The organism is Umezawaea endophytica, assembly GCF_025061645.1.
GTDB classification, from domain to species: Bacteria; Actinomycetota; Actinomycetes; order Mycobacteriales; family Pseudonocardiaceae; genus Umezawaea; species Umezawaea endophytica.
Map to the genome: position 1 here is coordinate 105392 of NZ_JANYMP010000024.1, position 24887 is coordinate 130278.

Annotated in this window: 20 protein-coding genes; 5 read left to right on the top strand and 15 right to left on the bottom strand. The window is 72.8% G+C overall.

Features of this window, described 5'->3' with window-relative positions:
* Positions 1 to 47 precede the first annotated feature (47 nt).
* Genes NZH93_RS37155 through NZH93_RS37175 form a run of 5 tightly spaced genes read right to left on the bottom strand, consistent with a single transcriptional unit; the run spans position 48 to position 4992 of the window.
* Positions 48 to 977, bottom strand: coding sequence for a zinc-binding dehydrogenase (locus tag NZH93_RS37155; protein ID WP_259627971.1), 930 nt, complete (start codon positions 975 to 977; stop codon positions 48 to 50).
* Positions 978 to 1011: 34 nt separating this feature from the next.
* On the bottom strand, positions 1012 to 1659 hold the full coding sequence (locus NZH93_RS37160; protein WP_259627972.1) for an RraA family protein: 648 nt from the start codon (positions 1657 to 1659) through the stop codon (positions 1012 to 1014).
* Positions 1660 to 1673: 14 nt separating this feature from the next.
* Positions 1674 to 3008, bottom strand: a complete 1335-nt coding sequence (locus NZH93_RS37165; RefSeq protein ID WP_259627973.1) for an MFS transporter — start codon at positions 3006 to 3008, stop codon at positions 1674 to 1676.
* A gap of 29 nt (positions 3009 to 3037) precedes the next feature.
* Positions 3038 to 3817, bottom strand: coding sequence for an SDR family oxidoreductase (locus tag NZH93_RS37170; protein WP_259627974.1), 780 nt, complete (start codon positions 3815 to 3817; stop codon positions 3038 to 3040).
* Positions 3818 to 3843: 26 nt separating this feature from the next.
* The gene (locus NZH93_RS37175; RefSeq protein ID WP_259627975.1) at positions 3844 to 4992 is read right to left on the bottom strand and encodes an alpha/beta hydrolase family protein; all 1149 of its coding nucleotides are present in this window, start codon (positions 4990 to 4992) and stop codon (positions 3844 to 3846) included.
* Positions 4993 to 5127: 135 nt separating this feature from the next.
* Here NZH93_RS37175 and NZH93_RS37180 point away from each other — a divergent pair, with 135 nt between their 5' ends.
* Positions 5128 to 6030, top strand: a complete 903-nt coding sequence (locus tag NZH93_RS37180) for a LysR family transcriptional regulator (protein ID WP_259627976.1) — start codon at positions 5128 to 5130, stop codon at positions 6028 to 6030.
* A gap of 13 nt (positions 6031 to 6043) precedes the next feature.
* On the opposite strand, the gene NZH93_RS37185 is transcribed toward NZH93_RS37180, so the two are convergent.
* The 3 genes from NZH93_RS37185 to NZH93_RS37195 all read right to left on the bottom strand — a co-directional run bounded on the left by NZH93_RS37185 (position 6044) and on the right by NZH93_RS37195 (position 9656).
* On the bottom strand, positions 6044 to 7192 hold the full coding sequence (locus NZH93_RS37185) for a DUF3500 domain-containing protein (RefSeq protein ID WP_259627977.1): 1149 nt from the start codon (positions 7190 to 7192) through the stop codon (positions 6044 to 6046).
* Complete coding sequence (locus NZH93_RS37190) at positions 7189 to 8274, bottom strand: zinc-dependent alcohol dehydrogenase (RefSeq protein WP_259627978.1); 1086 nt, start codon at positions 8272 to 8274, stop codon at positions 7189 to 7191. Before NZH93_RS37190 ends, NZH93_RS37185 begins: the two co-directional genes overlap by 4 nt.
* A gap of 230 nt (positions 8275 to 8504) precedes the next feature.
* Positions 8505 to 9656 carry an FAD-dependent oxidoreductase gene (locus NZH93_RS37195; RefSeq protein ID WP_259627979.1) on the bottom strand — a complete coding sequence of 384 codons (1152 nt, stop codon included), beginning with the start codon at positions 9654 to 9656 and terminating at the stop codon, positions 8505 to 8507.
* A 116-nt stretch (positions 9657 to 9772) separates the two neighbouring features.
* On the opposite strand from NZH93_RS37195, the gene NZH93_RS37200 reads away from it, so the two are divergent.
* Complete coding sequence (locus NZH93_RS37200) at positions 9773 to 10108, top strand: ArsR/SmtB family transcription factor (RefSeq protein ID WP_259627980.1); 336 nt, start codon at positions 9773 to 9775, stop codon at positions 10106 to 10108.
* 151 nt (positions 10109 to 10259) lie between these two features.
* On the opposite strand, the gene NZH93_RS37205 is transcribed toward NZH93_RS37200, so the two are convergent.
* On the bottom strand, positions 10260 to 10703 hold the full coding sequence (locus tag NZH93_RS37205) for an RICIN domain-containing protein (RefSeq protein ID WP_259627981.1): 444 nt from the start codon (positions 10701 to 10703) through the stop codon (positions 10260 to 10262).
* A 280-nt stretch (positions 10704 to 10983) separates the two neighbouring features.
* Between NZH93_RS37205 and NZH93_RS37210 the strand changes: the two genes are divergently transcribed.
* From NZH93_RS37210 to NZH93_RS50975, 3 genes are read left to right on the top strand one after another with little or no spacing between them, the layout of a single operon-like run.
* Complete coding sequence (locus tag NZH93_RS37210) at positions 10984 to 12183, top strand: hypothetical protein (RefSeq protein ID WP_259627982.1); 1200 nt, start codon at positions 10984 to 10986, stop codon at positions 12181 to 12183.
* Positions 12184 to 13338, top strand: a complete 1155-nt coding sequence (locus NZH93_RS37215) for a sensor histidine kinase (RefSeq protein WP_259627983.1) — start codon at positions 12184 to 12186, stop codon at positions 13336 to 13338. It begins immediately after the preceding gene.
* Positions 13335 to 13970, top strand: a complete 636-nt coding sequence (locus NZH93_RS50975) for a response regulator (RefSeq protein ID WP_259627984.1) — start codon at positions 13335 to 13337, stop codon at positions 13968 to 13970. The genes NZH93_RS37215 and NZH93_RS50975 overlap by 4 nt, the downstream gene beginning before the upstream one ends.
* A 16-nt stretch (positions 13971 to 13986) precedes the next feature.
* Here the strand turns inward: NZH93_RS50975 and NZH93_RS37225 are convergent, their stop codons facing one another.
* From NZH93_RS37225 to NZH93_RS37250, 6 genes are read right to left on the bottom strand one after another with little or no spacing between them, the layout of a single operon-like run.
* Positions 13987 to 14886, bottom strand: a complete 900-nt coding sequence (locus NZH93_RS37225; protein WP_259627985.1) for a 3-hydroxyacyl-CoA dehydrogenase family protein — start codon at positions 14884 to 14886, stop codon at positions 13987 to 13989.
* Complete coding sequence (locus tag NZH93_RS37230; protein ID WP_259627986.1) at positions 14873 to 15904, bottom strand: HAD-IIIC family phosphatase; 1032 nt, start codon at positions 15902 to 15904, stop codon at positions 14873 to 14875. The genes NZH93_RS37225 and NZH93_RS37230 overlap by 14 nt, the downstream gene beginning before the upstream one ends.
* Positions 15901 to 16989 carry an acyl-CoA dehydrogenase family protein gene (locus NZH93_RS50980; RefSeq protein WP_259627987.1) on the bottom strand — a complete coding sequence of 363 codons (1089 nt, stop codon included), beginning with the start codon at positions 16987 to 16989 and terminating at the stop codon, positions 15901 to 15903. The genes NZH93_RS37230 and NZH93_RS50980 overlap by 4 nt, the downstream gene beginning before the upstream one ends.
* Before the next feature lies 1 nt (position 16990).
* The gene (locus NZH93_RS37240) at positions 16991 to 17245 is read right to left on the bottom strand and encodes an acyl carrier protein (RefSeq protein ID WP_259627988.1); all 255 of its coding nucleotides are present in this window, start codon (positions 17243 to 17245) and stop codon (positions 16991 to 16993) included.
* 8 nt (positions 17246 to 17253) lie between these two features.
* Entirely contained in the window at positions 17254 to 18252 is a 999-nt protein-coding gene (locus NZH93_RS37245) for a beta-ketoacyl-[acyl-carrier-protein] synthase family protein (RefSeq protein ID WP_259627989.1), read from the bottom strand.
* Positions 18249 to 24884 carry a non-ribosomal peptide synthetase gene (locus NZH93_RS37250; protein WP_259627990.1) on the bottom strand — a complete coding sequence of 2212 codons (6636 nt, stop codon included), beginning with the start codon at positions 24882 to 24884 and terminating at the stop codon, positions 18249 to 18251. Before NZH93_RS37250 ends, NZH93_RS37245 begins: the two co-directional genes overlap by 4 nt.
* Positions 24885 to 24887 lie beyond the last annotated feature (3 nt).

Genomic DNA, 24887 nt, shown 5'->3' on the forward strand with positions numbered 1-24887 from the left:
TGTTGTCTCCTGTTTCGCTAGCGGTCGCCGAAGAGGTCGCTTCGGGGTCATCTGAGGTCCAGCACCGCTTTCCCGTGCAGCCGCCGGTCCAGCAGCGCCTCGACCGCCGACGCGGCGTCGTCCCACGGACCACGCCAGGCGATGCTCGGTTCGAGTTCCCCCGCGGCCACCATCCCGGCGAGCACGGTGAGATCTCGGCCGAGGCCGTGACATCCCAGGAGGTAGAACGTGACGAGCGCGCGGTCGTGTCCGGCGGGTGCGCCCGCGAACGCGCCATCGGGGAAGGACACGGGTCCGGGTGCCGCGCGTCCGATGTGGACGACGGTGCCGCCCTGCGTCAACCGGGCGAAGCCGTCGACGAGCTGCCTGCCGCCGACCGTGTCCACGATTCCGTCGACGAGGCCGTCGATCCGGCCGGGGTCGGTGACGACCTCGTGGGCACCGAGACTCGTGAGGCTCGGCCCGTGGCTGTCCGGATCACCGGTGCACGCGATGACGTGGGCACCGCCGCGCCGGGCGAGCTGAACCGCGAACCGGCCGACACCGCCGGTCGCGCCGGTCACCACGATCCGCCTGCCGAGCACGGGCCCGAGTCGGTCCAGGGCGCGCAGGGCGCTGGCGCCCGCGACCGGCACGGTGCTGACGGCTCCGGGGTCGGCCCCCTGCGGGACCACTCCGATCAGGTCGACGTCGACCGCCCGCAGCTCCGCCCAGGCCCCCTGCGCGCCCAGCGTGACGACCGGGGTGCCCACCGCGGGACCGGTGCCGTCCGCCGCGGCTCGCTCCACGACGCCCGCGGCGTCCCAGCCGAGCACCGTGCCCGGCTCGGCGGTGCTGAGGCCGCGCTTGACCTCGCCCGAGTTCAACGAAACGGCGGCAACGCGGACGAGTACCTGGTGCGCCGACGGCCGGGGATCGTCGGCTTCACCCAGCCGCAGGGAACCAGGCGCCGCGGGATCGACGAGGAGTGCGCGCAAGACCGGAGGTCCTTTCTTCGTGTTGTCAACGGGTTCAGTGCGAAGGGCCGAACTCGTCCCCGACCGCCTCGAACCCGGCGGCGATGGACCGGTGAGCCCTGGCCTGGCCCACCCACCGGCGTTCGAGCTCTTCGATCCGGCACGCGCGGTCGAGGACCTCGTCGGCCCGCGCCAGCGGGACGCTCACGACGCCGTCCCCGTCGGCGACGACGAGGTCGCCGGGCGCGACCTCGACCGCGCCGAACCGCACCGGCCCGCCGATCGCCGGGCAGCACGGCCGGATCGCGCGCGGATGGGCGCGGCGGTAATGCACCGGCAGGTCGTAGCCCGCCATCTCGTCGGCGTCGCGGATCAACCCGTCGGTCACCGCACCGACGAGCCCGCGCGCGGCCGCCGTTCCCACGATCACCCCGCCGAGCGCGCTGATCGCGGCCCCACCGGCGGCGACGACGAGGACGCTGCCCGCCTGCGCCGTGTCGACGGCCTGCCAGAAACGCCTGCCGTCGTCACGACCGGGCTGCCCCGGTTCGAGTCGCACGGTCACGGCCGGTCCGATGAACCGCCGGGACCCGATGATCCGTTGCGGCCCGTCGACCACACCGTCGAGTCCCAGCTCGTCCAGCGCGTCGGCGACCGAGGCCGTACCGACCTCGGGGTAGTCGCCGGAAACGGGGTTGTGCATGCTCTTGCCTCTCGTCACGCGGCCCGGTGCGCGATGGCGCCCGCCGCTGGATCGTGGCCGCTGACGTCCGTGGTGGACTCGCTCGGGGCGTTCCGGGGCAGCAGCAGAACCGCGAGAACGCCGAGGACGGTCGGAACCATCAGCGCGTAGAAGTTCCACTGGACGGCCAGGCCGACCGCGACGATCCAGCCGAGCGCAAGCGGCCCGACCACGCTCCCGACCCGCGAGATCGCCAGGTACGTGCCGACCGCGGACGCCCGCACGGCAGGCGGGAAGCACGTACCCGCGAAGACGTGCAAGATCACCGCTGTTCCGCTCCCGCCCACCCCCGCGAGGACCACCGCCCCGTACCCGACCGCCGTCGGCGGGCCGGAACTCAGCACGGCCAGTGCGACCACCCCGATGCCGAGCCCGGACAACAGCACCCGGCGCGGGCCGAAGCGGTCGGCGAACGACGACATGACGAGGCTGCCGACGATCGCACCGGCCGACAGCGCGGCGAGGAAGGCCAACGCGGACGTCAGCCCGTAGCCCGCCGCCCGCATGATCTGCGGCAGCCAGGTGTTGAGCCCGTAGATGAACACCTGCACGCCGAAGCCCGCCAGCCCGAACAGGGCGAGGTGGCGCAGCAACGGCGGCCGGGTGAGATCGCGCCGGGCAGATCGACCGGGTGCCGGGGTGCTGTCGACGTCGGGCATCGGCAGGCCGTAGCGGAGCGCGACGGCGCGGGCCTCGTCCACCCTGCCCTTGGCCACCAGGAAGTCCACCGACTCGGGCAGCAGGACCATCGCGACCGGCATGAGCAGGAGCAGCACGCCCGCCATCGCGTACATCGGTCGGAAGCCGAGATCCGGGGTGATGACGATGCCGAGCAGCGCGGAGATGACCGCGCCCACGGCGAAGCCCGCGTTGCCGATCGCGGTGAACAGGTACCGACGCCCCGGCGGGGCGAACTCGACGGTCAAGGCGATGCACACCGGGATCACCCCGCCGAGGCCGAGCCCGCCCAGGAACCGGAACAGCGCGAACAGCTCGCGCGTCGGTGCGGCCGCGCAGACCAGCATGCACACCGAGAACCAGCTCGAGCAGAGGATCAGCATGCGCTTGCGGCCCAGCACGTCCGTCGCGAAGCCGCACAGCAACGAGCCGAGCAGCAGACCGACGAGGGCGAGGCTCGCGATGAGCCCGGCGCCCGCCGCGTCGAGGCCCCAGGGCTCGTACTCGAGCAGGACGGGGATCGTGGTGCCGTACACCGAGACGTCGTAGCCGTCGAAGATGATGACCAGGCAGCAGAACGCGGGGACGAAGTAGGTCAGCCGCCTGCCCCGGAGGACGCCGGGTGAACGCATGGGGGTCTCCTCGCCGTTGGGGTGGTCGGTCAGATGTTCACGGAACCGCCGGTGACGTCGAGGCAGGCGCCGTTGACGTAGCTCGCCTCGGGCGAGCAGAGGAACGCGATGGCCGCGGCCTGTTCCTCCGGCGCGGCCAGCCGCCCCATCGGGTGTTGCGCACCGGCCGCGGCGCCGCCGTCGGGGTACAGCGACCGGATCCGGTCGGACAGCGTGGTGGAGGGCGCGGTCGCGTTGACCGTCACGCCGTGCGCGGCGACTTCGCGCGCGACGTGCTTGGTCAGGCCGATCACGCCCGCCTTGGCCGCCGCGTAGGCGGAGACGCCCACGCGGGTCGGCATGCGCCCGGCCTCGCTCGCGACGGTGACGATCCGGCCCCAGCGGCGTTCGATCATGGCGGGCAGGACGGCGTGCACGAGGAGGAACGCCGAACGCAGGTTGACCGCGACGATGCGGTCCCAGTCCTCGACGGCCAGTTCGGCGGTCGGGGCGAGCGTCGTGAACCCGCCCGCCGCGTGCACGAGGATGTCCGGTGGGCCGAAGTCCTCGGTCGCCTCGGCGACGAGGGCCTCGACGACCGCGGCGTCGGAGACGTCCCCGAAGGCGAGCCGGGCGCGGCCACCGGCGGCGGTGATCCGCTCGACGACCTCCTCGCCGCCCTCGCCCGGCTTCAACGTCGCCACGGTGACGGCGACGCCCCGCGTGGCGAGGTCGCGCGCCGCGGCGGCGCCGATACCCGCCGCGGCCCCCGTCACGATCGCCGTGCGGCCCGGCCACGTCGACGGGTTGGTGGTGGTGTGGTCGGTCATGGGTTCTCCTGCTCGTTCGGGGCGGTTCATCGAGCCGTCAACCGCTGCCGCGTCCAGTCGGTGATCAACGCGTCCCGGTCGTTCCTGTGGTTGTAGACGCAGTGGTCGCCGTCGGAGAACACGACCATCTCCCGGCCACCGGCCGGTGCGTCCCGCAGCAGCTCGCGCGCCCAGTCGTCGGTCACCAGCGGATCCGCGCCACCGTGGACGACGAGGAGCCGGTAGTCCGTGTTGACCCCGCGGGCGAGCGGGGTCACCGTGCGCCACGCCGCGAGCCCTCGTTCTGCCTCACCGGTGCCGCAGAACGTGAGCATCTTGGTGAAGAACGTGCCGGAGGGCGGCACCGCCCACGGTGCCGGGATGCCGCCGTTGTCGACGCAGGCGCGGATCCGTTGGTCCGCCGCGGCGAACGCCATCGCGAAGCTGCCGCCCATGCTGTTGCCGACGATCCCGAGTGGACGGCCCGGAGCGCGCGCGTCGAGGAAGTCGACCGCCCGCGAGTAGGCGGCACGCCAGTCCGCGGTGAGGTAGTGGTGGTGGCTGAGCCGCGTCTCGCCCTGCCCCGGCCCGTCCAGCAGCAGCGCGTCGATCCCGCGGGCGGAGAAGGCGTCACCGAGGCTGTCGAAGTCCATGGCCCAGCCTTCGACGCCGCCGATGACGACGACCGAGGCCACCGCGACGCCGGTCGCCGGGACCAGCCAGCCCACCACCGGCCCGCCCTCGGTGTCGAGGACGACCCGCTCGCGGTCTCCGGCCAGCTCCGCCGCCCGCGCGTAGCGTTGGGCGGCTTCGGCGAAGAGGGCCCGACGGTCGTCGGTGTCGGTGAGGATCATCATCTGGCCCATCCGCAACAGGGCCGACGACCGGCGCAGCAGGGCGATCCGCGTCGTCGGGGTGACGCCGTCCCCGTCGGCTCGCCGCGCGGTCGCCTCGGCGAGTTCGACGGCGGCCGACTGCCAGTCCTGGCCACCGAGGACGCGGGCCCGCAGCTCGACCGCGTCGGCGTGGTCCACGCCGTAGCCCGTCGTGCGGTCGAGCGAGAACTGGCGCAGCGCCGCCTGCGCCTCGGGAGCCAGCGCGGCGAGGTCGGCTTCGGTCTCGGCACGCCGTCCGGTGTGCTCCCGGTTCACCACCGGCGGTGGTTCCACGAGCGTCACCTCCCCTTGTGCGGTCATCGCGAGTGCTCCTTCCGGTGCGGCGCGAGTCGCCATCGGACTTCGCGATCTCATCCTGAGTTCAGCGGCGAGCGGCGTCCAATATCAGTTCTGACCTGTGCGCATAGGCGTGGCCTATCTGCTACGGTCGCTGCTGTGCGCCTGCGCCAGCTCGAGTACCTGATCGCGATCTGCGAAACCGGTTCCTTCAGCGCGGCGGCCAACGAACTGCTCGTCGCGCAGCCCTCGCTGTCCCAGCAGATCAAGGCGCTCGAAACGGAACTCGGGGCCGACCTGCTCGAACGCGGCCGCCAGGGCGTCGCGCTGACCGCGGCCGGGCGCCTCTTCCTCCCCCAGGCCCAGGCGGCGCTGGCCGCCGTCGAAACGGGCCGCCAAGCCGTGGCGGACCTGGTGAGCGGCCTGGTGGGTGAACTGCACGTCCTCACCGTCCGCTCGGTGGCCTCGGGGGTCCTGCCGTCTGGCGTGGTGCGCTGGTACGAATCCCACCCCACGACCGTGTTGAGGCTGCACGACTACTCGCACCGCCGCGACCTGGAAGCCGCGATGCGCGCGGGCCGTGGTGACCTGGCCGTCGGGCCGCGGCCGCGGGACTGGGACGGCGACGTGATCTCACTCGGGTTCGAGAGCATGGTGGTGTCGGGCCAGGGCCCGTTCGCCGCGGAGCGGGCCTCGACCGCCGAACTCGGCGCGGCCGGTTGGGTCCACTTCGAGGCCGAGCAGGGCATGACGGAGGTCCTCGACTGGGCGGCCCGGTCGCTCGGGTTCACGCCGCGGGTGGTCGCGAGGGTCGGCCAGGTCGCCGCGGCCCTGCGGCTCGCCGTCGAGGGCGTCGGCCTGACCATCGTGCCCGCGAACGCCGTGCCGCAAGGGTGGGCCGCCCACGTGCGCACGACGGAACCCCCGCTGTACCGGGAGCTGACCGCGTACGGCCGTGGTCCGCTGGTGCAGCTCGCCAGCCGGTTCGTCGACCTGCTGGAGGAGACCGAACTCCCACTCGTCGCACGAGCCGACCTGCCGCCGGGAGCGCTCGTCTTCTAAGCGGGCGACTGCGTCAGTGCGGGGTCGTCGCCCGGTGCGCCGTGAGCGGATCGAGCCCGAAGTCGCCGAGCGGGTCGCGCCACACGGAGTGGGCGTGGTTGGCCTGCCGCTGGGTGTTGTCGTACTCCGCCAGCAGGCGCGGGCCGGTGAGCCGGTAGTAGTGCGGCTCCCCCGCCCCCAGTCCGCCTGCCCACGCCAGGTGCACGAGGTCGAGGTTCCGGTCGTCGCGGTAGTGGCGGCGCTGCGCGGCCGCGATCGGTCCGGGCGACCGGTCGGTGTAGGTGGCGATCAGGTCCCGCAGCAGCCGGCGCTGCTCGGCCGAGAGGTCGCGGGCGGCGATCCCCCGCGGCTCGCGGGTCAGGGCCAGCCGCGCGTGATCGGCGTCGGTGTAGCCGGAGCCCTTCTCGGCGGCCTCGTCGATGCGGTCGACGAGATCCGCCAGGCGAGGCGTGGGCAACGGGCCGCGGAACAGCTCCGGCATGTGGATCATCCGGTCGCCCGTCCGGACCTGGGGACGGTTGCCCGAGACGATGTCGGAGACGGCGCGCGGGTGCAGCAGGGCCCTGGCGCGATCGTCCGTCGAGAGGGTGGCCAGCACCGTGCGTGCGAGGTCCTCGACACCGCCCAACGGGCGCAGGGTTCCACCCAGCAGGGGTGATGTGGCGGGATCGGCGCCGAAGAACGACGGCGTCACCGCGGCGATCCGCCCGGCCCGCACGAGCAGGTTCACCGACAGGTGGTGGCCACCGACGCGCCAGCCCCACGTGGCCTCCCCCGGCCGCCCGAACACGCGCACCCAGTAGAGCCCTGGGTCCCGGCCGCGTTCCCGGCCCCAGTCGACCTGCCACCCCTCGACCTCGTCGAGCACGTTCTCCAGGCCCATCACCAGACAGGCGGTCACGTAGGCCTGCCGGGTCAACCCGCTCGCCAGCAGCCGCATCGCCAGGCCCTGCTGCCGGGGCGACAGCTCCCGCAGCGGGATCCCGCCGTGGTCCGTGGGGGTGTAGAACCACCGGACCCGCTCAGCCGCCACCTCGGGGGAGTCCACCGGAACCCGCTGCGCACGAGCGCGTGCCGCCGGTCCCAGGGAATCGAGGAACTCCTCGGCGCAGCGGGTCATGTCCTCGACGGCAGAGCGCTCGGTCCCGGTCACAGGGCTCACGCGTCCGCGATGTCGAGCATGACCTTGATCGCACCACCCCGGCGCTCGGCGTAGGTGTCGAACGCCGCGCCCACCTCTTCGAGCGGGAAGTGGTGGGTGACAAGACCTTCGGTGACGAGCCGCCCCTGACCGGCCAACGACACCGCACGCGCGACCGAGCCGGCGCCTTCCCCTCGCACCGTCCGCAGCGTCACGCCGTTCATCACGGCGCGGTTGAGGTCGGCGGTCACCGGCCTGTCGAAAAACCCCACCAGCACGACACAACCACCGCGTTTGACCAGCCGCAGCGCGTCATCCACGGCGGAGGGCGCCCCCGAGCACTCCAGGACGACATCGGCACCCCGTCCACCGGTGGCGTCCAGAACGCGCTCGACACCGTTGCCGTCGCGAGCGTCCACCACGACATCCGCACCGAAGGCCCGCCCCAGCTCCAGGCGTTCTTCCCGCGTGCCGGACAATGTGACCAGGTCCGCTCCCAGGACCTTCGCGACCTGGACGGCCAGCAGTCCGATCGGCCCCGGACCGAGGACGGCGACCCGTGCGCCGACGAGCAGGTCACCCACCACGTCGTAGGCGTGCATGACGGTGCCGACGGTCGTCAGCACCACACCGGCGTCGAAGCCGACCCCGTCCGGCAGACGATGCAGCGTCGACACGTGGTTCAGCGCGTAGTCCGCGAACCCGCCGTTGACCGTCATGCCCTGCGCACGATGCCCCTTGTCCCGGCGGCCGCTGTTGAGGCACGCGGTGTACGACCCGGAAAGGCAGTTGGCACAACGCATGCAGCCCCGGTGCGCCTCGGTCACCACGCGGTCGCCGACACGGAACTCGTCAACCGAGGCACCGACCGCCACCACTTCCCCCGCGTACTCGTGACCGGGCACGAACGTACCGGGCGGCGGCCCACCGTCGGCGAAGAACGCCCGGCTGCGGATCTTGAGATCAGTGCCGCACAGGGACGCCCGGCGAACCCGCACGAGCACGTCGTCAACCCCCGGCTCGGGCACCGGCAACTCACCCACGCGAATCCGCCCCGGTTCGGCCAGCACCGCCGCCCGCATCACCTCGGCGATCACCGCCATCAGCAGCTCCTCACTCCCGCGTCGTGCCGGGAGCCAGTGTCGAACGGCGGGTCCGGGGGTGTCCAAGACCAGTCACCGTCGTGCTCGATAGCCGCTGTCTATGGCCACCGTTCGCTGCGCGGTGCTTCACACCGTTGCGTATGCGTGGTTGGCGGCGTACCAGCCACCGCCCCGAGGTGACGTTGACGCGAACCCGGCTCGACCACGTGCGATGCGCCGGGTTCCGGCTACTACCCGGTCTTTCTGTCCGCGATTTCACGAGAGGTGATCCGGTTCGTGCGACCGATCGCGCGGCCCACCGCGTTGCGCACCGCGAGGCCTGATCGGGTGCTGGGCACCATGAGCCTGGCGAGCAGGCCGACGCGTCGCTGCCGTGGTCGCACCTCGCGGCGGAGCCGGGACTCGTAGCCGGCGAAGGCGCGGGAGTGGTCGCCGTGGTGGGAGGCGAGTTCTTCAGCGAGGGCATACGCCCCCGCCATCGCCAGACTGGACCCGTCGCCCAGCAGGGCCGTGGCCGCCGCCGCGTCGCCGAGCAGCACGACCCGGCCATGGGACCACGAGGGCATCCGGACGGTCGTCAGGGGGTCGAAGAACGGGGCGGGGTGGGCGAGGTAGGCCGCCACGAGTTCTGGCGCCCGCCACCGCACGTCGGCGTACGCGTCGGCCACGGTCTGCTTGTGCAGAGCGACGTTCTTGCGGTCGTGGGGCGCGGGCAGTGCGGCCCGGAAGGTGAAGATCGCGAGCGGCGTGGTTCGGGAGGGGTGGACGACCAGCATCCGGTTCGGCGCGGTCAGCATCGTCAGTTCGGTCGGGTCGTCGACGGCGTCGGGGTCCAGCGGGACGGTCGCGCCGTAGAGGCCCAGGTCGCCCACGAACTGCCGCTCGGGCCCGAACACCAGACGCCGTACGGTGGAGTGCATCCCGTCGGCGCCGACCACCAGGTCGAAACGCCGTGGCGCGGACCGGCCGAAGGTGACGTCGACCCCGCCGTCGTCCTGGTCGAGCGCGGTGACCGTGTCGTCGAACACGAACTCGACATCGCCCCGCGCCGACCGGTGGAGCACCTCGGACAGGTCGGCGCGGGTCACCTCGACCGCCGGCGCCCCTCCCGAGGAGGACGGAAGTCGCAAGACTGGTGTACCTGCCGGGTCGAGCAGGGTCAGCGACCGGTTGCGGGTGGCGAGTTCGCGGAGCCGCGGCAAGACGCCCATGTGCTCGGCGACCGGTATCGCGGGCCCCTTCACGACGATCGCGCTGCCACCGGAGCGCAGGTGCCGGGCGCGCTCGACCACGGTCGGCCGGTAGCCGTTCCGGGCGAGCCAGTACGCGAGCGTAGGCCCGGCGATTCCGGCGCCGACCACCAGCACCTCGGGCTTCTTCATGACACGACCTCTCGAAAGAGACGACCAAGGTCCCGGCCGCCTAGGTACGATGGATTTCGTACTCGAGTAGATCACGCCACTCAGGTACGATGCAAGACGTACCTGAAGGAGGTGTCGTGGCCAGGACGAACCCGGTCGGCCCAAAGGTCGACGCGCTCGAACTGGGCGTGGTGCTCCGCGCTCTCGCCGACGAGCACCGCCGTTCGGTGATGACGGAGTTGGCCGCGGACCACACCGACAGCGAACGCGGCTGCAACTCGTTCGCCCTCCCGATCTCGAAGCAGACCCAGACCCACCACTTCCGGGTCCTGCGCGAAGCGGGCCTCATCGACGAGATCGACTACGGCAACCGCAAGGGCATCCGCCTCCGGCGCACGGACGTCGAGAGCAGGTTCCCCGGACTGCTCGCACTGCTGGAAGCCGAACACCCGAACGGAACCGGTGCCTGCTGAGCACGACCTCCCCGAAGCCCCTGGCAGCAGGGCAGCCCTCCAGGACCGGTTAGCTACCAGGGGTTCTTGACGCGGTGGGCAGCGGGTCATCGGGTCGGAACGGCTGCCCTCGTGGCACGAACAGGTCCCGAAGCGGAAGGTCCTACGACGGTCACGCGGAGACCGGCCTGAAGATCCAGTGCTGCTTGGCACCACCCCAGCAGTCCCACACCATCGCGGGGGCGGGCATGTCGAGGCCGCTGCCCGCGATGTCCAGGCACCTGTCGATGAACCGGTTCCGGATCTCGACGTAGCCGGAGCCCGCGTCGACGAGCCGCCAGTGCTGCTTGGTGCCGCCCCAGCAGTTCCACTGCATGGCGGGAGCCCCCAGGTCGCCGCCCGGCCCGGCGATGTCGAGGCACCTCTGGCTGTTGAGCGGGTGGATCTCGTAGAACCCGTTGCCGACCGCGGCGAGCCGCCACTTCTGGTTGGCTCCGCCCCAGCAGTCGTAGACGTCGACCGGAACCCCGTCGCCGTTGCCCGCACCGCGCACGTCCAGGCATCTCCCGGTGAGCTGCGATCGGATCTCGTAGTACTGGTCGGCGAACGCTGTCACCGGCCGGTCCGGTGAAGCACTTGCCTGACCAGATAACAAACCCGTGCACACCATCGCCAGTGCCATCGCGAAAACGCCCGAATAACGACGAAAATTGACCATGTCCTCGTCTCCCTGGTAGCGCGGTCACCCCGCGAGTCGATCCTGACCGATGCCGAGGTAGTCGGGTAAGCGTCCAATCCCGCCCACGGGCGCATGGGTGGAATTGCCCATCGCGGATGCGGCCGTGCAGCCGTCCGGGCGAGTGCCATCAGGCTGAGGACACCCCAGACTTGGCGTTGTGCGGTCGATCGACATCTCGGACAACGGCGCTCGACATCATGTGTTGGCGGAGATCCTGGGGGCGCAGATCGCGTGGTGGCAGCTCGGTTTCGGGGTCCGGCGGGAGGTGTTGAGGGCGGCCAGGCGAGGAACGCGCTTTCCTGAACCGGACGTGTGGCGCGTGGCCGTGGGCTGGGCCGGGCAGTGGCTGGCCGCACCGCGGTGGTGGCGGTTGCTCTTCGGCACCGGCGTGACGGTGCTCGCCATGGTGTGCTTCGCCGCGCTGGCCAGCGGACTGGCCGAGGTCGACGAGCTGACGGCGCTGAGCGTGGCGACGGCCGGGGGCGTTCCGCTGGCCACCGCCTGGGCCTCGTGGCAGGCACGGCGCGCCAGGTCGCTCGTCCGACTGGACCCGGACGCGGGCAGCACACCGGAACGGTTGTCCTCACGGGGTTTGACCGTCCGCGCGCTGGCGACGCTGCTCACCGCCGTGACGGCCGCCGCCACCCTGGTCGTCGCCGCTGCCCACGAGCGCTCATCCTGGCCGAAGTGCCCGCGGTTCACCGTCGACCCACCGGTGCTCGACTGGTGGCGACGCGACCCGGCGGGCTGCCCGGCGGGCGACACCCTGGTCGGTGCCGCGGGCTTGCGCTACACGCCGTGGACCACGACCGAGCGGTTCACCGGGCGCGAGTTGGACAACGTCGTCTACGTCGCGCCGGAGGGACCGCTTCTGCTGCCGACCGCCATCTTCGCCGTGTGGGCCGCCTCGGGAGGCCCCTCCGGCGAGCTGGGACAGCCCGTCGGTGGGGCGACCAACGACCTCGTCGCCTACATGAACTTCCGCGGCGGTGCTGTCGTGGCGCACACCGGCGGGATTCCGAAGGTCCACCTGGGGCAGGAGTACTCCCATTCCCGTGCGCCGGACAGCGCCTGCGTACCGCATGACCGACCCTGCGTCACCGAGGCGTACGCCGACGCGGCGGGCATCCACCTCGGCTGGCACCACGGGATGGCCGACGCGTTCAACGTCGCCTGGTGGCCGCGAGGCGAACCGGAGCTCATGGCGGGACGAGAGGTGGCCGGGTACGAGTTCACCCTGCCCGACCCACGGCCGTCGACGGTGTACGTGCTGGAGGTCTCGGCCTGCCACAAGCGGTTCCTGCGCCGCTCCCTGTGCACCTGGCAGTCCGACCCGGTGACCGTCGGGGTCGGGTAGATGCCCCCAGAGAGCCTGAGGCATCCCGCGCCGATGCTGCTGGTGCTGGCACTGAGGTGGCTGGCGTTCGGCTGGATGCTGGTGGTGGCGGTGCTCAGCGGGCAGATCCAGCGACCGGTCGAGGCGGGCGTCGTCCTAGTGGTCACGGGGTGTTGGACGGCTTGGCTCACGCTGGCGGCGGTGCGGCGCATGGGGTACGTGCTCGCCGTCGACCTCGCACTGGCCGTCGTGCTTATCGTGGCGTACGGCCACGTGTACCCGCCGGACGCGGTGCTGACCGATCATCCCTCGTTCATGGGGGCCTACCCCACCGCGGCGGTCGCGGCGTGCGGGGTCGTCCACCGGCTTCCCGGCGGGGCGGCCGCGGGCGCGCTGCTCGGGCTCTTCCTGCCCTTCGCCTACGCCGCCAACGAGGTCGCGATGACGAGCCTGTCGTTCCTCCAGGTGTTGACCATGATCGGGTGGGGTCTGTCCTACGTGCTGCTGGGCGGCGCTGTCGGGGTGGCCGCCGGACAACTCGACGGGCTGCACCGACAGATCGCCCGCAGCGGTAAGCAGGCGGCGCGGCTGGCCGAGCGGCAGCGGCTCGTCGCCCGGATCCACGACGACGTGCTCCAGGACTTCGCCCGGCTCCGCGCGCGGATCGGGGAGTTGTCCGACAGGCCCGCGCTGAGCGCCGTCGCGGAGGGGATCGCCAGGCAGGAGACGGTGTTGCGGGAACTGGCGCTGTCCGGGCCGAGCACGTCACAGCCGGGCAGCGCGTCGCTGCGCGACCGGTTGGCCGGGCTCGCGGAACGGCACGAGGGGATACCGGTTCGGCTGGTCGCGAGCGGCGCGGTCTGGTTGCCGGGGGACGTGGTGGACGAGATCGGCGCCGTGGTCGCGGAGTTGCTGACCAACGTCGTCAAGCACGCGCGGGCGCGGCGGGTGTGGCTGACGATCCTGCACGACGGGGAGCACATCGTGGTCAGCGTCCGGGACGACGGCGTCGGTTTCGTGCCGGAGCGGGAAACCGGCGGTCTCGGCCTGCGGCTGTCCGTCCGCGCCAGGGTGGAACGCCTGGCCGGACGGACGCGGATCCGCAGCGGTCCCGGCCGGGGCACCGAGGTGGAGTTGCGCGTCCCGGTTGCGCTGGCGGTCGGCGGGGAAAGGTGACCGCGCAGGAAGGGCTAGCCACGGTGCGGGTGCTCGTGGTGGACGACCATCCGGTCATCCGCGACGGTGTCCGAACAGGACTCGAGCGCGACGGCCGGGCGCTGGTCGTGGCCGAGGCCGCCGATGCCCGGACCGCGTGCAGGCTGGCCGAGCAGGTGCGCCCCGAGGTCGCCGTGGTCGACCTGCGACTGGACGCGGGCGGCCACGGTGTTGACGTGATCCGGTACCTGCACCTGCACCTGCCCACCGCGAGGATTCTCGTGCTCTCCCAAGCGGGTCCGGCCGACATGGTGGCGGCGATCCGCGCGGGCGCGCACGGCTGCGTCAGCAAGGCGGCCACCTCCGCGGAGCTGGCGCGAGCCGTCGCGGACGTGCTCACCGGGCCCGTGCTGCCCGCCGAACTGGCCGCGCACCTGATCGGTGAACTGCGGCAGGAGAGCAGATCTCTCACCGCGCGCGAGCGGGAGGTGTTGCGCTGCCTGGCGAAGGGCTACGACAACCGCGAGATCGCCGACGACCTCGACATCACCGTGCGCACCGTCAACCGCCACCTGGAGAACATCCGCGGGAAGCTCGGCCACCGCCGCCGGTCCGAACTGATCCGCATCGCCCGCGCCCGCCACGACGGGTGAACCCGGACCACCCCGATCAGGAGAGGACGCGGCCGCGCACCGAGACGTGGAACCCGTGGCCGGTCTTCTCGCCGAGCCGCCCGGCGGACACCAGTTCGGCGAGCAGCGGGGTCGGTCGGAACCGCGGGTCGCCGGTGAACTCCAGCAGCACCGCCAGGGTGTCGACGATGGTGTCCAGGCCGATCAGGTCGGCGGTGCGCAGCGGTCCCATCCGGTGCCCAAAGCACCGCTCGAACACCGCGTCCACCGTGGCGGCGTCGGCGGTGCCCTGCGCCAGCACGGCGGCCGCCTCGTTGACGGTGAGCATCAGCACCCGGTTGGACACGAACCCCGGTCCGTCGCCGACCACGATGGCCTCCTTGCCGAGGCGACCGAGCAGTTCCGTGGTGCGGCGCAGGGTGTCCGGGGAGGTGCGGGGGCCGCAAGCCACCTCGACGGTGTCCTTGAGCGGGGCGGGGTTCATGAAGTGGGTCCCGATCATCCGGCCGGGGTCGCCGATCCAGCGGGCGAGGTGGTCGATCGGGATCGCCGACGTGCAGGAGGCGAGCACGGCGTCGGGCGCGCTGTGCTCGTCGGCCGCGCGCAGCACCTGTTCCTTGAGCGGCAGTCGTTCCGGCACGCACTCGACCACGAACCCCGGTGACCCCAACAGCTCCCAGCGGTCGGTCCACCGGATGCGGCCCAGCACCTCGTCCGGGTCCGCGTCGGTACGGCGCAGCATCCGGGCCAGGCGCACCCCGTCGCGCACGCGCCGCGGCCCGGCTTCGCGCGCGGCGGCGGAGGGCTCGAACACCGCCACGGTGTGCCCCGCGGCGGCGAGGCACTGCGCGACACCGCAGCCCATCGTCCCGCCGCCGAGCACCGCGTAGTTCTCCATCTCCGGTTCCTCCCCTGGGTCGCGGTCAGTGAACGGCATCGGTGAGCACCCGGATGTGCGGGGAACGCGACACCAGCGCGCCCCGGTGCGCGAGCAGCACCCGGTCCCCGTCGTCGCGCTCCGCCTCGAAACCGCTGAACCTCAACGTGACGAGCATGATCCGGTTGACCGGGGTGGGCACGAACTCCGCCATCGGCAGGAGCCCCGCCGCCAGCGACCGGCGCACGACCTGCTCGATCAACGCCGCGCCCGCACCGCGCGAGGCCACGCGGCAGGAGGTGAGCAGCAGTTTCATCGTGGTGCTCGTGGCGTCCCGCTCGGTCACGGCCAGCCCGATGACCCCGTACGGACCGAACCGGTCGGTCAGCTCGGCGACCAGCACCTCGTGGTCGGGTGAGGCGGACAGCCCGCGCAGGTCGACCTCGTCGAAGGTGAGGCCGGTGGTGTTGAGCTGGTGGGTGCGCACGGTGAGCTCGTGGGCCCTGGCCAGGTCACCGGCGGTGGCGCGGCGAACCACCATGGTGAGGTCGAGCGAGGCCAGGAACTCCGGCGCGGTGCCGTCGTGCTCCTGCTCCGCCGCCCGTCTGCCCGCCTCCACCTGGTACATCTGCCTGCGCCGGGCCGATTCCGCGGTTCGCGTCACCGGCCGGAACTCCGCCAGGTCCGGGAGCGAGCCCACCTCCTCGGCGGTGTACGCCCGGACGTCCGGCAGCGCCGCGACGACCTCGGCGCGTTCGACCGGGTCGTTGTCGACGAAGGCGAAGCTGTCCAGGCCGAGGTTCAGCAGGTCCGCGACGCGGCGGACCGAGGCGGACTTGGCGCCCCAGCCGACCCGCACCACCGTGAAGAGGTCTCGGAGGCCGAGGCGGTCGAGGTGCGCGACGGCGGTGGCCTCGTCACCGCGGCTGGCGACCGCGTGCAGGATGCCGCGTTCGTCGAGTTCCCGCAGCGTCCTGACGGCTTCCGGGAACGGCGCGGCCCGATCGCCCTCCAGCACCACCCCTCGCCACAGGGTGTCGTCGAGGTCCCAGACGAGGCACTTCACCGGCCGGGTCATGTCATCCCCCCAACCCTGTACTTGCGCAGCAGGTGATCGGCTATGTGCAGTTCGGACACCTGGTCGGAGCCCTCGATGATCTGCATGACCTTGGCGTCGCGGAAGAACCGGCCGACGCGGCTGTCCGACGCGCACCCGGCCGATCCGAGTAGCTGCACGGCGTCCTGGCTCGCCGAGGCGGCGGCCCGCGCGGCCGCGTACTTCGCCATGACCGTGCCGGCGACCGCGTCGAGCTCCCCAGCGTCGCGGGCACGGGCCGCGGCCACGCACAGCCCACGCGCCGCGGTGGCGTCCACCGCCATCCGGGCCAGCGTCGAACGCACCACCTGGTGCGCGGCCAGCGGGACGGCGGCCTGGCGTCGCCGCACGGTGTGCTCGGCCGCGTCCGCGACGCAGGCGGCGGCCATCCCGGCACAGCCCCACGCGACGGTGAAGCGGCCGTGGTCCAGCGCGGTCGCGGCCACGTGGGACAGGCCGAAACCCGGTGACGCCACCAGGTTCCCCATCGGCACCCGCACCCCGTCGAAGCGGACGTGCGCGATCATCGCGGCGCGCAGGCCGAGCTGCCCGCGCACCGGGACGGTGCTCACCCCCGGCCCCGCCTCCACCAGCACCGTTGCCAGGCGGCCGTCGAGCTTGCCCAGCACCAGGAACGCGGTGGCCTGCTGGCCGAACGTGACCCAGCGCTTCTCGCCCGTCACGGTGATCGCGCCGCCGGTCACCTCGAACCGGGTGTCCACAGCGGACAGTTCGGTGCCCGCACCCGATTCGGTCGCGGCGAACCCGGCGAGGTGCTCCCCTGCGGCCAGCGCGGGCAACCAGGTCGAGCGCTGCTCGGCGGTGCCCCAGCGGGTGATCGCGGCGGACACCATGCCCTGCACGGTGATCAGCGCGCGAACCGAGCCGCACACGGCGCCGATCTCGGCGCACAACTCGCCCAGTTCCGCCTGGGTACCGCCCTTACCGCCGTGCTCGGCAGGCAGGTCGACGCCGAACCACCCCGCCCGCGCGGCGGCTTCGCGCATCTCCAAGGGCAGCACGCCGCGCTCGTCCCAGCCGGAGGCGTCGAACTCGTCGGGTCGCACCTCAGCCCGCCGTCTTGCCGAGCACGAACCCGGTCAGCCGGTTCACCGTGCGGAAGTTGTCCAGGTCCAGGTCCTCCACCCGCACGGTGATCCCGAACCGGTGCTCCACGAAGGTCACCAGCTCCAGCGCGGCCAGCGAGTTGACCAGTCCCAGTTCGAAGTAGTCCTCGTCGGGGCCGGGCTCGGCATCGACCAGCGAGGTGACGAACGCCAGCAACTGGCCGCGCACCTCGTCGGCCGGGAGACCGTTCCGCATCGTTCCTCCTACAGGTAGTGCGTTTCCGCTTCGCCGCCGCCGTGTTCGACGAGCAACAGGCTCCAGGCCGCGACCGGGCTGGCGTTGAACACGACCGCGCGCGACCCCGCTGGCAGTTCCCCCTCGGCGATGGCGGTGTACAGGTTGAGCAGGACGTCGTTCGGCCCGAGATGGCCGTACGACGCGAGGTTCTTCGCGCACACCGGCGAGAGCCGGACGTCGAGCGCCTCCTCGGTGAACCGGAACGCCCCGGCCGACAGGTTCTGGCTGACGTGGCAGGTCACGTCCGCCGCGGTCATCCCGTTGCGGTCCAGCAGCTCGCGGTACAGGTCACGCAGCCGCGTCCGGCCCTCCATCGCGAGCTGGAACGAGTACCGCCGCGGGTCGGCGCACTCCTCGCTCCAGTCCGCCTGGGCCCGATCCCGGAAGTCCACCGTGTACAGGTCCCAGTAGTGGCCGTTGGTGGCCTGCGCGATGTCGAGCACCCGCACGGGCCCGGTCCTGGACAGCAGCACCGCCTGTCCCCCGTCGCCGCTGACGGTGACCGGGTGCCGGTACCGCCGCGGCGTGGGCGGCTTGCTCCCGTGCACGACCAGCACCTGGTCCAGCTCGGGATCGGCGGCCAGCAGGCCCCGTGCGGTGAGCAGGGCCGGGGTGAGCGAGACGCAGCCGAGGCCGCCCACCGAGAAGGTGAGCGCGTCGGTGAGGCCGAGCAGCGCCTGCAACCTGGTGGCCTCCGAGCTCATCAGCCGCTCGGGCGCGCGCGAGCCGATCACCAGCAGGGCGCCGGGGGTGGCCCCGGTCTCCGCCAGCAGCTTCCCGGCCGCGGTCGCCGCCAGTTCCACCGCGTCGTACCGCGGATCCGCGCGGACCCGGTCGATCCCCAGCCCGAGGCAGGCCTGCCGTCGGTCCTCCGACAGCTCGGCCAGTTCCGGCAGGTCGGACAGCTCCGTCACCCGGTCCGGCCGGAAGTCGGTGATCGCGCGCACCGCCAGTGGCGCGGTCACGCGCCCGCGCCCAGTTCGGCGAAGGCCTCGGCCATCCGGTCGGCGAGCACCTCGGCCTCCTTCGCGCTGAACCGTCCACTGTGGATGACGCGGACCTCCGTCCGCCCGTCGACCACGCCGGTGGACAGCAGCAGCGGGTGCAGCTCCAGCAGGCTCGGCAGCGGCAGCGGGATCGGCGTCGACCGGATCGACAGCGGTCCGCCGAGCCGGATCGGGTGCATCCCGCTGGCCGTGTGCTCCACCAGCGCCACCGGCTCGGCCAGCGAGCGCAACTCCCGCACCGCGGGCGTCGGCGGGCTCAGCCTGCGCAGCATCCCGTAGCCGACGCCGTCGTTCGGCACCGAGCGCAGCACCTCGACGACCTCGGGCAGCGCGTCCGCGGCGTTCGTCGCCGGGTCGACCGGCAGGTGCACCGGGAACGCGTTGGTGAACCAGCCGACCGAGCGCGACCGGTCCTCCGGCCGGAACGGGTTCGGGGCACCGTGGCCGATGGTCGCCAGGTAGGCGCCCGGCTCGCCGCGCCAGCGGGACCAGCCGCAGGCCAGCGCGCACAGCGAGGCCTCCCGGCTGGACGGCCCCGGCGCCGAGAGCAGCGCCGCCAGGCGCTCGCCCTCCACCACCCTCACGACGACCCCCGGATCGCCCTCCACGCTCGCGGGCAGCGTCCCGGCGGCACCCCGGCGCAGCACGCTCGTCCAGTAGTCGCACTCGCCCGCCAGTTCGTCGCTCTGCGCCAGACCGCTCAGCAGCCGGGTCCAGTCCCGCCACGCCGCCGGCCGCACCGGCGCGGCACCGCCACCGGTCAGGGCCTCGTTGAGGTCCTCGAGCAGCGGCACGGTGGAGACCTCGTCGTGGACGAAGTGGTGCACCACCAGCAGCACCAGCCCGGAACGGCTGGCGCCCCGGTCGTAGTAGCGGGCCCGCAGCAGCGGCCCGCGCGCGAGGTCGAGGTCACCGACCAGCTCGACGGCGTCAGCGCTGAGCAGTGCCATTTCCTCGTCGTGGTCCATCAGCGGCAGCACCTTCGTGTCCACAACGGACTCCGAACCGGCCTCGGCGATCTCGATCCGCCACCCGAGCCGGTTGCGGCGGAAGCGGTACCGCAGCGGCTCCTGCACCCGGACCAGTTCGGCGAACGCGGCCCGCAGCCGGTCGGGGCGCACACCCGGCGCGACCTCCAGCACCTCCGACACCACGAAGTCGGGCGCGCCCGGCGAGAACGGCTCGGCCGCGTCCAGCAGGTCCAGCATGAGCGGGGTGAGCGGGATCGGCCCGGTGTCCACGGCCGCAGCGGGCCGGTCCGCGGGTGGCACGGCGGGCGACGCGACGGCGGCCAGCTCGCGGAGGGTGGGGTACCGCAGCACGTCCTGCGCGGTGACCGACACGCCCGCCCGTGCCGCGCGGGCCGCGACCCCCACGCTCAGGATGGAATCGCCGCCGATGCGGAAGAAGTCCTCGTCGAGGCCGATGGACTCGCGACCGAGCAGGTCGGCCCAGATCCCGTGGAGGACCCGCTCGGTGTCGGTGGGCGTGCTCATCGAGTCTCCCTCGTCGCCGGTCAGCGCGGCGCGGTCGAGTTTTCCGTTGACAGTCCTCGGCAGCGTGCGGTGCCGCACGATCCGGGCGGGCACGAGGTGGTGCGGCAGCCGCGCGCGGAGTGCCGCGAGCAGCCGCCCGTCGTCCGGCAGCGCGCTCCCGGCGATGTGGGCCACCAGCCGCGGCACGACGGCACCGCGCCCGTCGGCGACCACCGCGGATTCCGCCACTCCGGGCTGGGCGGTCAGCACGCGTTCCACCTCGGCCGGTTCCACCCGGTGCCCGCGGATGGAGAGCTGGTCGTCCGCGCGGCCGTGGAAGGCGATCGTGCCGTCCGGGCGGACCGACGCGAGGTCCCCGGTGCGGTACATCCGGGAGCCCACGGCACCGAACGGGTCCGGCACGTACCGCGCGGCCGTCAGCCCTGGCATTCCGTGATAGCCGCGGCCGACCTGGCTTCCACCGAGGTACAACTCCCCCACCACGCCGACCGGCACCGGCTCCGCGCGGGAGTCGAGCACGTGGGCGGTGGTCCCGGTGAGCGGACGGCCGAGCACCGGCAGCTCCGCGCCCGTGGAGGCCACCGGGCCGCACACGGTGAGGACCGTGCACTCGGTGGGGCCGTACAGGTTCAGCATCCGGTACGGGGCGTCCGCCGGGGGCCGGGCGCGCAGCCGGTCGCCGCCCGCCCCGAGCACCCGGAGCCGGGGTAGGTGCGGTCGCTCGGCGATGAGGAGTTCCGCCAGCGCGGTGGGCATGGCCGCCACGGTGATGCCGTCCTCGGTCAACGAGCGGGCCAGCTCGGCGGGCGTGCTCAACACGTCGGGGACGAAGTGCACGGTGGCGCCGTGCACCAGCGCGGAGAGCACCTCCATGATCGCGCCGTCGAAGCCGGGGGCGTAGAACTGGGCCACCCGGTCCTGTTCGGACAGACCGACTTCCCCGCCGTAGCGGCGCAGGAGGTGGAGCAGGCTCCGGTGCTCGATGTCGCAGCCGTGCGGACGCCCGGTGGACCCGGAGGTGTGCACCACGTACGCCAGGTTGCGACTCGTCGCACCGCCGGGGAACGCCAGAGGCCCGTCGACGGCTTCGCCGGGGGCCAGCACCGGCCTCGTCCCGGCGTCGATCCCGACGTCCGCGACCACCACCGGCGGGTCGAGCGACTCGACGATCCCGTCCCGCCGCGCGGCGGGCACGACCGGGTCGACGGGCGCGAAGGCGGCTCCCGCGCCGAGCACGCCGAGCCAGGCGATGACCAGCCCCGCTCCCCGGCCGGTGATCACGGGCACCGCGACCTCGGGCCCGGCGCCCGCGGCGACCAACCGGCGGGACAGCGCCGCCGCCGCGCGGACGATCTCGCGGTAGGTGTGACCACCGTCCCGGTCGACCACCGCGAGCCGGCCCGGCCCGCGCTCGGCGTGCTCCAGCACGAGGTCGTGCACCAGTGCCCCGTCGTCGACCGCGTCCCCGGCCGTCGCGACGCTGACCGGCCGGTGGTCCACGCGCGCCAGCTCGTCCAGCGGTCGATCCGAGTGGTCCAGCGCGTCGATCACGATCCGCTGGTACAGCTCGGAAACCGCGAGCATGGTGGACTCGTCGAACAGGTCGGTGGCGTACTCGAGGTAGCAGCGCATCGGTCCACCGTCCTGATCGGACAGACCGAGGGTGAGGTCGAACTTCGAGGTCCCGGAGGCGATGCCGTAGCCGCCCTCCTCCGGGGTGTTGGTCTCCAGTCCGGGCAGGTCGGCCGGATGGGTCTCGGTGTTCTGGTGGGTGTAGGCCACGGTGAACAGCGGGTGGCGCGACGGGTCTCGCTTCTGGCACTGGTCGGCCACGATGTCGGAGAAGGGCAGCTCCTCGTGGTCGAGCACGCCCGCGACGGTCTCGGCGCACCGCCGGACCACCTCGCGGAAGCTCGGCCTGCCACCGAGGCGGGTGCGGAACGGCAGCAGGTTGTTGAAGTAGCCGATGAGTTCGTGGGTCGCGGGGTTGACCCGACCGGTCGTGGCCGCGCCGACCACCACGTCCTCGTGCCCGGCCCAACGGTGCACCAGGACGTCGAACACGGCCAGCATGGTGACGAACGTGGTCACCCCGGCCGCCGTGCTGAACTCGCGCAGGCGTTGGGCGTGCTCGCGCTCCAGGGTGAACCCGAACAGGGCGCCCGCGTGGGACTCGACGGGGGGCCGGGGCCGGTCCAGCGGCAGTTCCAGGCGTGGCACGCCCGCGAGCTGCGCCCGCCAGAACTCCAGCGCCCGCGCCCGGCGTCCCCCGTCCAGCCAGGAGCGCTGCCAGCCCGCGAAGTCCGGGTACTGGATCGGCAGCTCGGGCAGCACCGGCGCCCTGCCGGAGACCCGTGCGGCGTAGAGCTCGGCGAGGTCGCGGAAGAACAGCTTCGGCGACCAGCCGTCGAAGGCGATGTGGTGGTAGGTGCACACGAGCTGGTGGTCGTGCTCGTCCAGTGCGAACAGCACGGCCCGCACCAGCGGCCCCGTGCCGAGGTCGAACGGCCGGGCCCCTTCCCGCCGCACGGCTTCCGCCAGTTCCCGTTCGCCCGCCGACGTCAGGTCGACGATCCGGAGGTCCAGCGGCGGCACGTCGGCCAGCGCGTGCGGACGGCCGTTCTCGTCGGCCACGATCCGGGTCCGCATGGCCTCGTGCCGGACGGACAGGTCGGCGAGCGCCCCGCGCAGCGCCTCCCGGTCCAGCGGGCCGCGGTAGCGCAGGTCGATGGGGATGTTGTAGAGCGCGGTCCCCGGCTGGAGCTGGTCGAGGTACCAGAGCTGCTCCTGTCCGATCGAGACCGGGAGCGGTCCCCCGCGCGGCAGTACCGGGACCGTCCAGTCCTCCGGAGCGGCTCCCTGCCGCTGGGCGATCACCGCCGCGAGCGCCCGGACCGTGCGGTGCTCGTACAGCTCGGTGAAGCCCAGCCGGACCCCCAGCTCGGCCTCGAACTCGCGGATCAGGCTGATACCGGCGATCGAGGTGCCGCCGAGGTCGAAGTAGTCGGAGTCCGGTCCGATGTCGGTGGCCCTGAGCACACGGGTCCAGATCGCCGCCACGGCCTCGTCGAGGTTCCCGGTGGCCCGTCGCGGTTCCCCGGCGGGCTCGGCGTGCGGGACCCAGCACGGAACCGGCTGGAACGGGTAGGTCGGTGCCTCGATCCGCGGTGGCCGCGTGGTGGCGTGGTGGGCGGACCAGTCGACGTCCACGCCGAGTTCGTACAGGTCGGCTAGAGCACCGAGCGGTCCGCGGGCTCCGAGCAGCCGCACGATCGGCAGGCCGGGCTCCAGCGCCGCGATCTCCCTGGCGAGAACGCCGTCCTCCCCCATTTCCAGCAGCACGGCGCCGTCCGCGACGAACCCGCGCACCGCCCGGCGCAGGCCGTCGGCGTCGACCTCCGCCGACAGCCCCGCGGCGGCCGCTTCGGCCTCGGCCGGGGTGATCCGACCGCGCACCAACCGCACCGCCAGGTTTCCGGTGCCGCTGCCGACCATCCTGGTGTCGTCGAGCCCGAGCGACCGCACCAGCCCGTGCAGCTCCACCTGCCGCGTCCAGTGCTCGCCGTCGCCGGAGAACAGCAGCACCACCGGTGCCTCCACGGGCGACGGCTGCTCCGGAGGCACCGCCCGCCGCAGCGCCGCCGTGAGTTCGCCGACGTCGCGCACCACGAAGGCCCGGCGATAGAGGTGGTCGTCGCGTCCCTCGTTCACCGTCGCGGCGATCTGCGCCACCGGGTGCCCGGTGCGCTCGGTGAAACTCGCCAGCGCCCGCAGGTACTCGCCCAGCGCCGCCGGGGTCTTCGCCGAGACGGTGACCAGCCGTGGCTCGCCGTCGTCGGGCGCGGCGGGTCGCACCGGCGCCTGTTCCACCACCACGTGCACGTTCGTCCCGGTGAGCCCGAAGGAGCTGAGCCCCGCCACCCGCGGTCGTCCGTCCTCCGGCCAGTCCTCCGGTTCGGTCAGCACCACGACGGGCGCGGAGAACGACGGGTTGACCCGATCGAAGTGCACGGTGGGATAACGGGTTCCGCGGCGCAGCGCGCAGATCACCTTGAGCAGCCCGGTGATCCCGGCGGCGTGGTCGAGGTGGCCGAAGTTCGCCTTCACCGAACCGATCGCGGGCACGCCGGCGGGGAACGCCTCGGCCAGCCCGGCCACCTCGATCACGTCACCGAGCGGTGTGCCCGAACCGTGGGCCTCCACGTAGCCGATGGTCTCCGGGGCGATGCCCGCCTCCTGCTGGGCCGCGCGGATCACCTCGGCCTGCGCGGACGAACTCGGCGCGCTCATGCCCACCGCGCGGGCGCCGTTCTGGTTGACCGCAACACCGCGGAGCACCGCGAGCACGTTGTCCCGGTCGGCCAAAGCCTCCGAAAGCCGTTTCAGCACCACGAAACCGCCGCCCTCGCCGCCCACCGTCCCGTCGGCGGCCGCGTCGAACGGGCGGCACACGCCGGAGGCGGACATGACCCCCGGCACCGGGTCGTGGTCGTGGTCGGGCACCAGCACCGACGCCACGCTGAGACCACCGCAGACGGCCAGTCCTGTCCGGCCCGCCCGCAACTGCTCCACCGCCATCGCGACCGCGGTCAGGCTGCCGCTGCACGCGGTGTCCACCACCAGCGCCGGTCCGGTGAAGTCGAAGAAGTGGGCGATCCTGGCCGCCGCGGCCGCAGGCAGCGAACCGAGGATCTGCCGGGAGTCCTCGCCGGTGTACAGACCGGCGTAAGACGGGTCGGGCGCGCTGATGATCACCGCCGTGTCCGAGCCGCGCAGACCGGACGGTGCGTGGCCCGCGTGCTCCAGCGCCTCGTGCACCAGGTGCAGGCTGATCCGCTGGTGCGGGTCCACCAGGTCGCTCTCCCCGCGCGACAGGCCGAAGAACCGGTGGTCGAACAGGTCGACCCGGTCCAGGTAGCCCAGCGGCACGTAGTCCACACCGGACTCGCCGCCCGCGTTGACCACGCGCTCCCGCCCCGGTGGGCGGACCGCGTCCCGCCCGGTGGCCAGCACGTCGTGCAGCGCGTCGAAGGTGCGCACGCCGCCCGGCAGCGCGAACGCCGCCCCGACGACGGCAATCGCCTCGGTGTCCATCCC

Excerpts from the sequence above, each read along its gene's own strand:
- NZH93_RS37240 (WP_259627988.1), bottom strand. The coding sequence starts at position 17,245 with ATGCGGAACGGTCTCCCGGCCGACGAGGTGCGCGGCCAGTTGCTGGCG.
- NZH93_RS37165 (WP_259627973.1), bottom strand. The coding sequence starts at position 3,008 with ATGCGTTCACCCGGCGTCCTCCGGGGCAGGCGGCTGACCTACTTCGTC.
- NZH93_RS37190 (WP_259627978.1), bottom strand. The coding sequence starts at position 8,274 with ATGGCGGTGATCGCCGAGGTGATGCGGGCGGCGGTGCTGGCCGAACCG.
- NZH93_RS37195 (WP_259627979.1), bottom strand. The coding sequence starts at position 9,656 with ATGAAGAAGCCCGAGGTGCTGGTGGTCGGCGCCGGAATCGCCGGGCCT.
- NZH93_RS37225 (WP_259627985.1), bottom strand. The coding sequence starts at position 14,886 with ATGCCGTTCACTGACCGCGACCCAGGGGAGGAACCGGAGATGGAGAAC.
- NZH93_RS37250 (WP_259627990.1), bottom strand. The coding sequence starts at position 24,884 with ATGGACACCGAGGCGATTGCCGTCGTCGGGGCGGCGTTCGCGCTGCCG.
- NZH93_RS37170 (WP_259627974.1), bottom strand. The coding sequence starts at position 3,817 with ATGACCGACCACACCACCACCAACCCGTCGACGTGGCCGGGCCGCACG.
- NZH93_RS37230 (WP_259627986.1), bottom strand. The coding sequence starts at position 15,904 with ATGACCCGGCCGGTGAAGTGCCTCGTCTGGGACCTCGACGACACCCTG.
- NZH93_RS37175 (WP_259627975.1), bottom strand. The coding sequence starts at position 4,992 with ATGACCGCACAAGGGGAGGTGACGCTCGTGGAACCACCGCCGGTGGTG.
- NZH93_RS37215 (WP_259627983.1), top strand. The coding sequence starts at position 12,184 with ATGCCCCCAGAGAGCCTGAGGCATCCCGCGCCGATGCTGCTGGTGCTG.
- NZH93_RS37160 (WP_259627972.1), bottom strand. The coding sequence starts at position 1,659 with ATGCACAACCCCGTTTCCGGCGACTACCCCGAGGTCGGTACGGCCTCG.